This window comes from Burkholderia sp. PU8-34, assembly GCF_053427725.1.
The window spans coordinates 526,551-539,127 of record NZ_JBSAXC010000003.1 but is presented as its reverse complement, the minus strand read 5'-3'; the positions used below and the strand labels follow the sequence as shown (position 1 = coordinate 539,127).

At 67.2% G+C, this 12,577-nt stretch carries 12 protein-coding genes and 1 other RNA gene; 3 read left to right on the top strand and 10 right to left on the bottom strand.

Annotated elements, in window-relative coordinates; genetic code table 11:
• Positions 1–15: 15 nt before the first annotated feature.
• On the top strand, positions 16–870 hold the full coding sequence (locus ACV22Z_RS10940) for an endonuclease/exonuclease/phosphatase family protein (RefSeq protein WP_448076301.1): 855 nt from the start codon (positions 16–18) through the stop codon (positions 868–870).
• A gap of 15 nt (positions 871–885) precedes the next feature.
• On the opposite strand, the gene ACV22Z_RS10935 is transcribed toward ACV22Z_RS10940, so the two are convergent.
• From ACV22Z_RS10935 to ffs, 10 genes are all read right to left on the bottom strand, one after another.
• Positions 886–1,662: a 3'-5' exonuclease gene (locus ACV22Z_RS10935; protein WP_448076300.1), complete on the bottom strand. Its 777-nt coding sequence runs from the start codon at positions 1,660–1,662 to the stop codon at positions 886–888.
• A 3-nt stretch (positions 1,663–1,665) separates the two neighbouring features.
• The gene (gene rpoS / locus ACV22Z_RS10930) at positions 1,666–2,745 is read right to left on the bottom strand and encodes an RNA polymerase sigma factor RpoS (RefSeq protein WP_448076299.1); all 1,080 of its coding nucleotides are present in this window, start codon (positions 2,743–2,745) and stop codon (positions 1,666–1,668) included.
• 11 nt (positions 2,746–2,756) lie between these two features.
• Positions 2,757–3,635, bottom strand: coding sequence for a peptidoglycan DD-metalloendopeptidase family protein (locus ACV22Z_RS10925; RefSeq protein ID WP_448076298.1), 879 nt, complete (start codon positions 3,633–3,635; stop codon positions 2,757–2,759).
• Positions 3,636–3,640: 5 nt separating this feature from the next.
• Positions 3,641–4,684, bottom strand: coding sequence for a protein-L-isoaspartate(D-aspartate) O-methyltransferase (locus tag ACV22Z_RS10920; RefSeq protein ID WP_448076297.1), 1,044 nt, complete (start codon positions 4,682–4,684; stop codon positions 3,641–3,643).
• A complete protein-coding gene (gene surE / locus ACV22Z_RS10915) occupies positions 4,681–5,442 on the bottom strand; it encodes a 5'/3'-nucleotidase SurE (RefSeq protein WP_448076296.1) in 762 nt (253 codons plus the stop codon). Before surE ends, ACV22Z_RS10920 begins: the two co-directional genes overlap by 4 nt.
• Before the next feature lie 116 nt (positions 5,443–5,558).
• A complete protein-coding gene (locus ACV22Z_RS10910) occupies positions 5,559–6,764 on the bottom strand; it encodes a CaiB/BaiF CoA transferase family protein (RefSeq protein WP_448076295.1) in 1,206 nt (401 codons plus the stop codon).
• A gap of 49 nt (positions 6,765–6,813) precedes the next feature.
• Positions 6,814–7,410, bottom strand: a complete 597-nt coding sequence (recR, locus tag ACV22Z_RS10905; RefSeq protein WP_010092235.1) for a recombination mediator RecR — start codon at positions 7,408–7,410, stop codon at positions 6,814–6,816.
• 31 nt (positions 7,411–7,441) lie between these two features.
• The gene (locus ACV22Z_RS10900; protein WP_017332240.1) at positions 7,442–7,768 is read right to left on the bottom strand and encodes a YbaB/EbfC family nucleoid-associated protein; all 327 of its coding nucleotides are present in this window, start codon (positions 7,766–7,768) and stop codon (positions 7,442–7,444) included.
• Positions 7,769–7,862: 94 nt separating this feature from the next.
• Positions 7,863–10,169, bottom strand: coding sequence for a DNA polymerase III subunit gamma/tau (gene dnaX / locus ACV22Z_RS10895; RefSeq protein ID WP_448076294.1), 2,307 nt, complete (start codon positions 10,167–10,169; stop codon positions 7,863–7,865).
• A gap of 138 nt (positions 10,170–10,307) precedes the next feature.
• An RNA gene (ffs, locus tag ACV22Z_RS10890) (signal recognition particle sRNA small type) lies at positions 10,308–10,406 on the bottom strand.
• Positions 10,407–10,777: 371 nt separating this feature from the next.
• Here ffs and trxA point away from each other — a divergent pair.
• Positions 10,778–11,104 carry a thioredoxin TrxA gene (gene trxA, locus ACV22Z_RS10885; protein ID WP_006402348.1) on the top strand — a complete coding sequence of 109 codons (327 nt, stop codon included), beginning with the start codon at positions 10,778–10,780 and terminating at the stop codon, positions 11,102–11,104.
• A 203-nt stretch (positions 11,105–11,307) separates the two neighbouring features.
• Positions 11,308–12,570 carry a transcription termination factor Rho gene (gene rho / locus ACV22Z_RS10880; protein ID WP_006478662.1) on the top strand — a complete coding sequence of 421 codons (1,263 nt, stop codon included), beginning with the start codon at positions 11,308–11,310 and terminating at the stop codon, positions 12,568–12,570.
• The last annotated feature ends 7 nt before the right edge of the window (positions 12,571–12,577 follow it).

Sequence of the window (12,577 nt, the reverse complement as noted above, 5' to 3'; positions counted from 1 at the left end):
ACTGGAGAATCGACCATGCGACTGATCGACTGGAACATCCAATGGGGTCGGGACGCGGATGGCGTCGTCGACCTCCCCCGCACGATCGCCGCCGCGCGCCAGCTCGGCGACTTCGACGTGCTGTGCCTGCAGGAAGTCACGCGCGGATTCGGCGCGCTGGCCGGCCACCCTGGCCCCGACCAGTTCGCGGAACTCGCCGCGCTGCTGCCCGGGTACACGATTTTCGAGGCGATCGGCGCCGACTTGCCGCCCGCCGCGCCCGGCGCACCGCGCCGCCAGTTCGGCAATGCCATCGCCACCCGCCTGCCGGTCGGACGCGTGATGCGCCAATTGCTGCCGTGGCCGGCGGACGATGCCGCACCGTCGATGCCGCGTGTCGCGCTCGAGGTCGAACTGGCGACCGCGTCCGGCCCACTGCGCGTGACGACCACCCATCTTGAATATTATTCCGCGCGGCAGCGGCGCGCGCAGGTCGACGCACTGCGCGACCGGCATCGCGAAGCTTGCGCGCATGCCGATCACCCTGCTCGGGCCGAGAATCAGAACGGCCCGTTCAGCGGCACCGCTCAGCCGCGCGATGCGATCGTCTGCGGCGATTTCAACAGCGTGTACGACAGCGACGCCTATCGGCGCCTCATCGAACCGATCGACGACGCACCGGGCTTCGCCGACGCGTGGACGGCGCGCCATCCGGGGCTCGCGCCGCCGCCGACAGCCGGCGTGTACGACACCGTTCAATGGTCCGAAGGGCCGCTCGCGTGCGATTTCGTGTTCGTCACCGACACGCTGCTGCCACGCGTCACGCGATGCGAGATCGACGGCAACACGCGCGCGTCCGATCACCAGCCGATCATCCTCGAACTGGATTGACCGGCTTGAACGGCGTCATGCGTCGAATGCGGCCAGATACTCGGCCCAGTGCGGCGCGGGCTCCTGCGCGAGCGCGTTCTTGACGAGCAGGATCTCGTCCGCGTATTCGCTCGGCGTCAGGCCGCCGCGCATCAGCAGGAACCGGCAATAGAGCAGGTACGTGTTGACGACGTCGGTTTCGCAGTAATTGCGGATCTCCTCGATCCGCCCGTCCCGGAACGCCGTCCAGACCTGGCCGCCGTCCATCCCGAGCTTGCCGGGAAACCCGCACAGCTTCGCGAGCGCGTCGAGCGGCGCGTTCGCGCGCGCCTGGTACATCGCGAGCACGTCCATCAGGTCGGTGTGCCGCGAGTGATAGCGCGAGATATAGTTGTTCCACTTGAAATCGCGGTCGTCCTCGCCGAGATCCCAGTAGCGGGTCGCGGTGATTCCGTGCACGAGCGCGCGGTAATGGAGCACCGGCAGGTCGAAGCCGCCGCCGTTCCACGACACGAGCTGCGGCGTGTACTTCTCGATCACGCGGTAGAACGACTGGATCAGCGCCGCTTCGTCGTCCTGCGGCGTACCGAGCGAGCGCACGCGAAAGCCGTTGTTGTCGCGAAACACGCACGAGATCGCCGCGACGCGCTGCAGGTGGTGCGGCAGGAAATCGCTGCCCGTCTTCTCGCGGCGCGCGGCGAACGCATGCTCGGCCACCGCGGCATCGTCGAGCGTCGCAGGCAAATCTTCGAGACGGCGAATGCCGTCGACATCGGGAATCGTCTCGATGTCAAAAACCAGAATCGGAGTCATCAGTTACAGGACGGCGTCCTTGCGAACGCCATTGGAGGCGAAGAACCGCTTGAGGCGCACCAGTGCTTCCTGCTGGATCTGCCGCACGCGCTCGCGCGTCAATCCCATCTCGTCGGCGAGTTCCTCGAGCGTTGCGGGCTCGATGTGGTTCAGGCCGAAGCGGCGCTCGATCACGTGACGGTGCTTGTCGGACAGACGCGACAGCCACGCGCGCGTCAGCGTCTCGAGCTCGCGGTGCTGCACTTCGGCGTCCGGCGACTGGCTCTGGTCGTCCGGCAGCAGGTCGAGCAGACTGCTCGCAGGGTCGAGATCGAGCGGCGCGTCGAGCGACGCGGTGTGTTCGTTGAGCGCGAGGATGTCGGTGACTTCCTCGGCGGTCTTGCCGGTGAGGTAGGCGATGTCGTCGATGCTGGCTTCGCGGCGCTCGGCCGCCTCGCCCGTCGACATCGAGTTCTTTTCGAGGTGGCGCTTCGCGCGCAGCACCTGGTTCAGTTCGCGGATCACGTGCACCGGCAGGCGCACCGTGCGGGCCTGGTTCATGATCGCCCGCTCGATGCTCTGCCGGATCCACCACGTCGCGTAGGTCGAGAAGCGGAAGCCGCGAGTCGGATCGAACTTCTCGATCGCGTGCATCAGGCCGAGGTTGCCTTCCTCGATCAGGTCGAGCAGCGGCACACCGCGATTCAGGTAGCCCTTCGCGATGCTGACGACGAGCCGCAGATTGCGCTCGATCATCACCTGCCGCGCCTCGAATTCGCCGGCCTTCGCCAGGCGGGAATAGCGCTGCTCTTCCTCGACGGTCAGGAGCGGCTTCACGCTGATGCGGTTCAGGTAATGCTGGATCGTGTCGGCGGTCAGCTCCGCCTGCAGCAAGGCCCGAAAATCGTCGAGATCGGGCGCCGCGGCCGCATTGCCTTCGCGCTCGTCGTCGCCATCCGATTCGGCGTCGCGCGCCTCGAATTCGCGTTCGTTGTCCGCGGCGTCATCTTCGTCGTCGGTCGAAGCGCCAGCCCGCTCCACCTGCGTGGCGCGACTGACTTTCTCAGACTCGGCTTGCGGATCGTGGCGCTTCGATTTCGGCATGTTCGTCTCGGTTATTGAGGCGGCAAGTACTTCAGCGGATCGACAGGTTTACCCTGACGGCGAACCTCGAAATGCAGCATCACGCGGTCGGCATCGCTATTACCCATCTCGGCGATCTTCTGCCCCTTCGTCACCGCGTCCCCCTCTTTTACCATCAAAGCGCGATTGTGTGCATATGCCGTGAGGTAAGTTGCATCGTGTTTGATGATAATGAGGTTGCCGTAGCCGCGCAGCCCATTGCCCGCGTAGACGACACGGCCGTCCGCGGCTGCCTTCACGGACTCGCCGGCAGTGCCGCCGATGTTGACGCCCTTGTTCTTCGCGTCGTCGAAACTGTTCAGCACGGGGCCGCGCGCGGGCCACGCGAACGTCACGGGGCCGCTCGGCGCCGCCGTCGTGTCGCTCGATGCTGCCGCGGCAGCCGGCGGCGTGCCGGTCGACGCGCCAGCCGGCGTGGCCGGGCCGCTGCTGAGCGGCGCGGTCGCGACTGCGCCGCCCATCACGGGCGCGGTGGCCGGCGCACCGGCGACTGCCGCGCCGCCCGGCGGCGCGACGCGCAGCAGTTGATCGACCTCGATCTGATTCGGATTCGCCAGATTGTTCCACGCGGCGATGTCGCGGTAGTTCTGCCCGTTCTCGAGGGCGATCCGGTACAGCGTGTCGCCCGGCTTCACACGGTAATAACCCGGAGGCGGCGGGCCGAGCGGCACCGCGGGCGCCGCGGTGCCCGTCGTGCCAAGCGAACCGGAGCGGTCGACGACGGGCGCGTTGTCGAGCCGCGTTGCACAGGCGGCCAGTAGCGTGGTGAACGCAGCCACACAGATCGCGCGCTGGGCGAGCGTGAGCGGTTCCTTGGAACGGTTGTTTTGCATCGCGCGCAACATACTCATCGGTTTCAAATCACTCCGGATTTTAAAGGGACAAAGAAAACGCGATCAAGCCGCGACTCTCGCCATTGCGCGTGCGCGACGCGCTCGACGAGCGTGAGCACCTGATGCTGTCCGCTCTGCGCGCCGACCGGCGCGACGAGACGTCCGCCGATCGTCAGCTGCTCGAGCAGCGCTTGCGGCACGTCCAGCCCCGCCGCGGCAATCACGATCGCGTCGAACGGCGCCGCTGACGGCAAGCCCACGCGCCCGTCGCCGTAATGCAGACGGATGTTCGGCACGCGCAGCGGCCGCAGGTTCAGCTTCGCGCGCTCGTAGAGCGGCTTGATGCGTTCAATCGAATACACGTCGCGCGCCACGTGGCTCAGCACGGCGGCCTGGTAGCCGCAGCCCGTGCCGATTTCCAGGACGCGCTCGAGGGTCCGGCCGGCCATCGCAAGCTCGATCATGCGTGCGACGACCGACGGCTTCGAAATCGTCTGCTGGTGGCCGATCGGCAACGCGGAATCTTCGTAGGCCTGCGTCGCGAGCCCGGGATCCACGAACATGTGGCGCGGCACCGCGGCCATTGCCTCCAGCACGCGCGCGTCGGTCACGCCGTTCGCGCGCAGTCGTTCGACCATCCGCTCGCGCACGCGTTCCGACGTCAGCGCGAAGGTTCCCGCGAGCGCGATGTTCGGCGCAGCGGCGGGCTTCGGCGCAGCGGACTTGGGCGCGCCTGCGGCCGGCTTCGACACGACCGGCGTCGACACAGCCGGCGTCGACGCAACCGGTTTCGACACGACCGGTTTCGAGGCGACCGGCTTCGGCACGAGCGGCGTCGGCGCGGGCGACCTCGACGCGCCCGGCTTGTCCGCGGTCGCGGCGAGTACTGCCGCGCCGCCGCGCGACGGCCGGCTGTCCTGCGCGTTCGCCGGCGCACCGGTGGACCCACGCTGGCGGGCGCTGTCGCCTGCCGCGTGGCGCTCGCCTGCCCGTCCTTCGGTCTTGCGCGGCGCTCGCTTGAGGTCCTCGAGCGCGAGCGGGAACCGCTTCGCGCGCTGGCCGCTCATGAAGCGCGCCCTCCGGCGCGCGCCCAGTCGTGCGTCGCGGACAGCATTTGCGTGTGCGTGAGATCGAGTTGCAGTGGCGTGATCGACACGAAACCGTTTGCGACCGCATGAAAATCGGTGCCTTCGCTCGCATCGAGCGCTGCACCCGCAGGCCCGATCCAGTAGATCGGCTCGCCGCGCGGGTTGGTCTGGCGGATCACCGGTTGCGACGGATGACGCTTGCCGAGGCGCGTGACCTTCCAGCCTTTCAACGCGTCATACGGCAGGTTCGGAATATTGACGTTCAGCAACGGCTGGCCGGGCAACGGATGCGCGAGATAGTGCTGCACGATCTCGGCGGCGACGCGCGCCGCATCGGCGAGATGCGCCCAGTCCTTGTCGACCAGCGAGAACGCGATCGCGGGCACGCCGAACATGATGCCTTCGGTCGCCGCCGCAACTGTCCCTGAATAGAGCGTGTCCTCGCCCATGTTCTGGCCGTTGTTGATCCCCGATACGACGAGATCCGGCTTTGCGTCGAGCATGCCGGTCAGCGCGATGTGCACGGAATCGGTCGGCGTGCCGTTCACATAGAAGAAACCCGTACTCGCGGAGCGCTGGACCGACAGCGGTCGCGACAGGGTCAGTGAATTCGATGCGGCGCTGCAATTCTGCTCGGGCGCCGTCACCGTGAGCTCGGCCAGCGGCTGCAGCGCGTCGTGAAGCGCCGCGAGACCGGGGGCGAGATAGCCGTCGTCGTTGCTGAGTAGGATTCGCATCCGGCGATTGTAACCGAGGAAAGATGGCGCGAGAGCGACAGTCCGGCGTGCCGGAACGTGCACTCGCGCGCCGTGCGCCGCCGCGCAACGTGGCGGCGTGCGGCGGCCTTTTCCGGTCAGATCGCGCCCGCGTCGCGCAGCGCCGCGATCGCCTGCGCGTCGTAGCCGAGGCCGTGCAGCACTTCGTCGGTATGCTCGCCGAGTTCCGGGCCGAGCCAGCGCGTGTCGCCCGGCGTGCCGGACAGTTTCGGCGTGATGTTCGGCAGCGGAATCTCGGTGCCGTCGGCGAGCTTGAAGCGCTGGATCATCTGCCGCGCGACGAACTGCGGATCGGTGAACATGTCGGCCACGCTGTAGATGCGCCCGGCAGGCACGTCCGCCGCATTGAGCACCTCGAGCGCGGCGTCGATCGTGCGCGGCGCGAGCCATGCGGCAATCGCGTCGTCGATTTCCCGCGTGCGCGGCACGCGTCCGTCGTTGTGCGCAAGCGCCGGATCGTCGGCGAGGTCGTCGCGTTCGATCGCCTTCATCAGCCGCTTGAAGATCGGGTCGCTGTTGCCGCCGATCACGATGCTGCCGTCGCGGCACGCATAGGTGTTCGACGGCACGATGCCGGGCAGCGACGCACCGGTACGCTCGCGCACCATCCCGTACACGCCGTACTCCGGCACGACGCTTTCCATCATGTTGAACACGGCTTCATACAGCGCGACGTCGACCACCTGCCCCGCGCCGCCGTTCACGTTGCGGTGATGCAGCGCCATCATCGCGCCGATCACGCCATGCAGCGCGGCGATCGAATCGCCGATCGAGATGCCGATGCGCGGCGGCGGCAGCTCCGGATAGCCGGTGATGTGGCGCAGCCCGCCCATCGACTCGGCGATCGCGCCGAAGCCGGGCCGGTCGCGATACGGGCCCGTCTGCCCGTAGCCAGACAGGCGCACCATCACGAGGCCCGGATTGTCGGCCGACAGCACGTCGTAGCCGAGCCCGAGCTTTTCGAGCAGGCCCGGGCGGAAATTCTCGATCACGATGTCGGCCTCGCGCGCGAGCTGGCGCGCGATCGCCTTGCCGGCGTCCGATTTCAGGTTCAGCGTGACGGATTTCTTGTTGCGCGCCTGGACGGACCACCACAGTGACGTGCCGCCCGATTCCGGATGCAGCTTGCGCCACTTGCGCAGCGGGTCGCCGCCTTTCGGATCCTCGATCTTGATGACTTCCGCGCCGAATTCGGCAAAGAGCCGCGACGCGAAGGGCCCCGCGATCAGCGTACCGAATTCGAGCACTTTGACGCCCGCGAGCGGGCCCTGGCTGGTGCTCATGTGTCTCCCTGGCATGAGGAACGGCGTCGCCGGCATGGCGGCGGCCGAGTTACATCGTGCGGCGGTCGAGCATCGCGCGCGCGATCGTGCCCGCGTCGACGTATTCCAGTTCGCCGCCGACCGGCACGCCGCGCGCGAGGCGCGTGACCGCGAGCCCGCGCGCCTTCAGCGTCTGGCCGAGATAGTGCGCGGTGGCCTCGCCTTCGTTCGTGAAGTTGGTCGCGAGCACGACCTCCTTGACGATGCCGTCGGACGCGCGCCGCACCAGGCGGTCGAAATGGATTTCCTTCGGGCCGATGCCGTCGAGCGGGCTCAGCCGCCCCATCAGCACGAAATACAGCCCGCGATAGGTCATCGTCTGCTCGAGCATGATCTGGTCGGCAGGCGTCTCGACGACGCACAGGAGCGTCGGGTCGCGCTCCGTGTCGCTGCAGACCTCGCAGATCTGCGCCTCCGTGAACGTGTTGCACTTCTCGCAGTGCTGCAGGTGCTCGGTCGCGAACAGCAGCGACCGGCCGAGCCGCTCCGCGCCCTCCCGATCGTGCTGCATCAGGTGGTACGCCATGCGTTGCGCGGATTTCGGGCCGACCCCGGGCAGCACGCGCAGCGCTTCGACGAGGGCGGACAAGGCGGATGGCTGTTTCATACGGCGACGGAAGCGGAAACGGGCGCTGCGCTCAGAACGGCAGCTTGAAGCCCGGCGGCAGCGGCAGGCCGGCCGTCATGCCACTCATCTTTTCCTGCGACGTCGCCTCGGCCTTGCGCACCGCATCGTTGACCGCGGCGGCGACGAGATCCTCGAGCATGTCCTTGTCGTCCGCGAGCAGGCTCGGGTCGATCGACACGCGGCGCACTTCGTTGCGGCAGGTCATCGTCACCTTGACGAGGCCCGCGCCCGACTGCCCTTCGACCTCGATCTGCGCAAGCTGCTCCTGCATCTTCTTCATGTTTTCCTGCATTTGCTGCGCTTGCTTCATCAGTCCGGCGATGTTGCCTTTCAACATGGGAATGCTCCTTCTTGATCGTGAGAACACCGGCACGCGGCGCGTGCCGGCCTGTGTAGGTAAACGTGATTGTGCGCGTGGCGGCGCGGCCCGTTCAATGCAGCGTCGGCGGCACGCCGTCCGCCGGTGCGGCCGCATCCGCCAGCGGCCGCACCGAGCCTTCGACGATGCGCGCGCCGAACTCGCGCACGAGCTGCTGGACGAACGGATCCGCATGGATCTCCTGCTCCGCGTCGCGCTGGCGCGCCGCGCGGGCAGCCGCGTCGAGCGCCGCCGCCGTGCGCCGCGCCGGCCCGACTTCGACCGCGACGTCGACCGGCTTGCCGAGCGCATCTGCGAGCGCGGCCTTCAGTTTCGCAACCTGCGCGGCGTCCGCATACTGCGGCACCGGCACGGACAGCTTGAGCGTCGTCGCGTCGACGGCCGTCAGCTCACTGTTGAACGCGAGCTGGTACGCGACGCCCTTGAGCGGCAGCCGCGCGGCGAGCGCCGGCCATTCGCCGTCGAAGCCGATCGGATCGAGCGCGATCGCGGGCGGCAGCGGACGCGCGTCGACCGGCGCGGCCGGCCGCGATTCCGCCGGCTTCGGCGCAACGCGCACGTCGTCCGGCCCGCTGTCGAACACCGGGACGAAACCGTCGTCGGCCGGACCGCCGAACATCTCGTCCGCGCTGAGCGGCACGTACTCGTCCGGCGGAATGTCTTCCCACGGGGGCGGCGCCTGGCGCGTATCGGTCTGCGGTGCACGGGCCGCGGCGCGCGGCGTGGGCATCTGCACGGCCGGACGCGGCGCGGCAGGCTTCGCGGCGGCCGGCTGGGCCGCCGGTTTCGCTGCCGCGGGCGTGCGCGCGCGATCGGTCGATACGCGCATGCCGGCATTGCGCAGCACGTCGAGCGCGGCCGCAGCGCCGCCCTTACGCGCTGCGGCGGGCTCTGCCGCCGCGGTACGCGGCGCGGGTTCAGCCGGCGGCACGGGTTCGTCATCCATCGCGACAACGGGCGCGACGGCTGCTCGTGCGCCGCCCTCGGCAGCGTCGATCACGGCAACGGCTTGCGGCGCACCGCTACCGCTGTCCGGCATGACCGCCGGTGCGGTGGCAGGCGGCTTGCCGGCACCGTCGTCCGGTTGCGGCGAACTTGCGGCAGCAGGCCGTGCGACAGGTGCGGGAGCAACTGAAACGGCGGGGGCAACAGCGGCAGGCGCGCGCACCGTCTCGGCCGAAGCCGGCTTCGCGGCTGCGGCCGGCATCGCGGCCCGCGGCCCCGGCACGGCGCGCGGCGCCGACGGCTGGCCGACCGGCGCGCTGCCGACGGCTGCTGCCGGTTCGAAGGCCAGCATCCGCAGCAGCGTCATCGTGAAGCCCGCGTATTCGTCCGGCGCGAGGCCGAGTTCCGCGCGTCCGACCGTCGCGATCTGGTAGAACAGCTGCACCTGCTCGGGACTCAATGTGTCAGCGAAACGGCGCAGGTCGGTCGCTTCCGGCCATTCGTCGAGCACCGACCCCGGCGCGAACTGCGCCCACGCGATCCGGTGCAGCAGGCTCGCGAGATCCTGCAGCGCGGTCGAGAACGACAGGCTGCGCAGCGACATCTCGTCGGCGATCGCGAGGACTTCGGTGCCGTCGCCGGCCGCGAGCGCGTCGAGCAGGCGCACCATGTAGGTCTGGTCGAGCGCGCCGAGCATCCCGGACACGGCCGACTCCGTCACCTCGTTCGCCGAATAGGCGATCGCCTGGTCGGTCAGCGACAGCGCGTCGCGCATGCTGCCTTGCGCGGCACGCGCGAGCAGGCGCAGCGCCTGCGGCTCGAACGTGATCTTCTCTTCGCCGAGAATGCGCTCGAGGTGCGACACGATGTGCCCGGCAGGCATCTGCTTCAGGTTGAACTGCAGGCAGCGCGACAGCACCGTGACCGGGATCTTCTGCGGATCGGTCGTCGCGAGAATGAACTTGACGTGCGGCGGCGGCTCTTCGAGCGTCTTCAGCATCGCGTTGAACGCGTGGTTCGTCAGCATGTGCACTTCGTCGATCATGTAGACCTTGAAGCGCGCATCGACGGGCGCGTATACCGCGCGCTCGAGCAGCGCGGCCATTTCGTCGACGCCGCGGTTGCTCGCGGCATCCATTTCGACGTAGTCGACGAAGCGGCCTTCGTCGATCTCGCGGCATGCGCGGCACACGCCGCACGGCTGCGACGTGACGCCGGTTTCACAGTTGAGTGCCTTCGCGAAGATCCGCGACAGCGTCGTCTTGCCGACGCCGCGGGTTCCGGTGAACAGATAGGCGTGATGCAGACGCCCGCCGTCGAGCGCGTGCGTGAGCGCCCTGACGACGTGCTCCTGGCCGACGAGCGAAGCGAAATCCTTCGGACGCCACTTGCGTGCGAGAACTTGATAGGTCATCGGGAAATTGTATCAGCAACGCTGCGTCGCGCCGACACGCGAAACGGTACGGAACACGGATGCGGAAACGAGCGAACGCGAGAGTGGACGCGAATGAAGGAGAAATAAAAAACGCCCGGCGAACGGGGCGAGAAGGAAGGTGACGAGCCCGACCCTCGGCACTGGCGGAAAACGGCTGTGGCTGCTTCGTTCCCGACCTGACCAGGTTCACCGGCCCACCATGCGAGGAGGCCCGTCACGTCGCATTCTATCACCGCTTGCTGCCGAATGCGACCGTTTATTCGCACGAATGTGCGGACAGCAGCACACGCGATTGCCGGCGGGCCCGCCCTCTTGTATTTTGCGGGCCGGCCTCCATCTGCATGGCGCAACGGTCGTCGGCGCGTCGTACCCCTACTTGCATAGCGGCTACTATCGCCGCCCGCAGCAGATAGCAATTTAGGCTAATATGACGCCCGAATGACCCGCGAGCCGCGGTACGCAGCGCTTACGCCCTTCTTTTCCGGAGAGCGGAGCTACCTGCCGCAGCGGCCGGCAGCCCGCCGGGTGGCCGGCGCGTCGCAAGGCGCCAAGCAGGCAGTCCCCGAACCGAAAGAGGTATTGACCAAATGAGCGAACAGATCAAACACATCAGCGACGCATCGTTCGAACAGGACGTCGTCAAATCCGACAAGCCCGTGCTCGTCGATTTCTGGGCCGAATGGTGCGGCCCGTGCAAGATGATCGCCCCGATCCTCGACGAAGTCGCGAAGGATTACGGCGACAAGCTGCAGATCGCGAAGATCAACGTCGATGACAACCAGGCAACGCCCGCGAAGTTCGGCGTGCGCGGCATCCCGACGCTGATCCTGTTCAAGAACGGCGCCGCAGCTGCGCAGAAGGTCGGCGCGCTGTCGAAGTCGCAACTCACCGCGTTCCTGGACAGCCACCTGTAATCCGGGACCACTCCGGCAAGTTCGCGGACGTGTTGTCAACCGGCAACACGTCCGCCGCAAAGCCGCCGATCGGCCGCTCAAGCGCGAATCGGCGTATGCTAGAATCAAAAAACGTCTACAAGACGCATTAAGCCTCAGAGCGCTTCCGCTCGCCCTCCTCCCTTTTTTCTTTCGTCGCTTCTCCTCCCTGGCGGGATCTCCGTATGCATTTATCCGAGCTCAAGTCTCTGCACGTGTCCGAATTGATCGAAATGGCCAACGGCCTGGAGATCGAAAACGCGAACCGCCTGCGCAAGCAGGAGTTGATGTTCGCCATTCTCAAAAAGCGCGCCAAGACGGGAGAGACGATCTTCGGCGACGGCACGCTCGAAGTGCTGCCGGACGGTTTCGGCTTCCTGCGCTCGCCGGAAATGTCGTACCTCGCTAGCACCGACGACATCTACATCAGCCCGTCGCAGATCCGCCGCTTCAACCTGCACACCGGCGACACGATCGAAGGCGAAGTCCGCACGCCGAAGGACGGCGAGCGCTACTTCGCGCTCGTCAAGGTCGACAAAGTCAACGGGCAGCCGCCCGAGGCCTCGAAACACAAGATCATGTTCGAGAACCTCACGCCGCTGCACCCGAACAAGCCGCTGTCGCTCGAGCGCGAGATGCGCGGCGAGGAAAACGTCACGGGCCGCATCATCGACATGATCGCGCCGATCGGCAAAGGCCAGCGCGGCCTGCTCGTCGCGTCGCCGAAGTCGGGCAAGACCGTGATGCTCCAGCACATCGCGCACGCGATCAAGCAGAACCACCCGGACGTGATCCTGTTCGTGCTGCTGATCGACGAGCGCCCTGAAGAAGTGACCGAAATGCAGCGCTCGGTCGCGGGCGAAGTGATCGCGTCGACGTTCGACGAACCGGCCACGCGTCACGTGCAGGTCGCCGAAATGGTGATCGAGAAGGCCAAGCGCCTCGTCGAGATGAAGCACGACGTCGTGATCCTGCTCGACTCGATCACGCGTCTCGCGCGTGCGTACAACACCGTGATTCCCGCATCGGGCAAGGTGCTGACGGGCGGTGTCGACGCGAACGCGCTGCAGCGTCCGAAGCGCTTCTTCGGCGCGGCGCGCAACATCGAGGAAGGCGGCTCGCTGACGATCATCGGCACCGCGCTGATCGAAACCGGCAGCCGCATGGACGACGTGATCTACGAAGAGTTCAAGGGCACCGGCAACATGGAAGTGCACCTCGAGCGCCGCCTCGCGGAAAAGCGCGTATACCCGTCGATCAACCTGAACAAGTCGGGCACGCGCCGCGAGGAAATGCTGATCAAGCCCGAGATCCTGCAGAAGATCTGGGTGCTGCGCAAATTCATCCACGACATGGACGAAGTCGAGGCAATGGAATTCCTGCTCGACAAGATCCGCCAGACGAAGAGCAACTCCGAGTTCTTCGACCTGATGCGCCGCGGCGGCTGATCGCCCC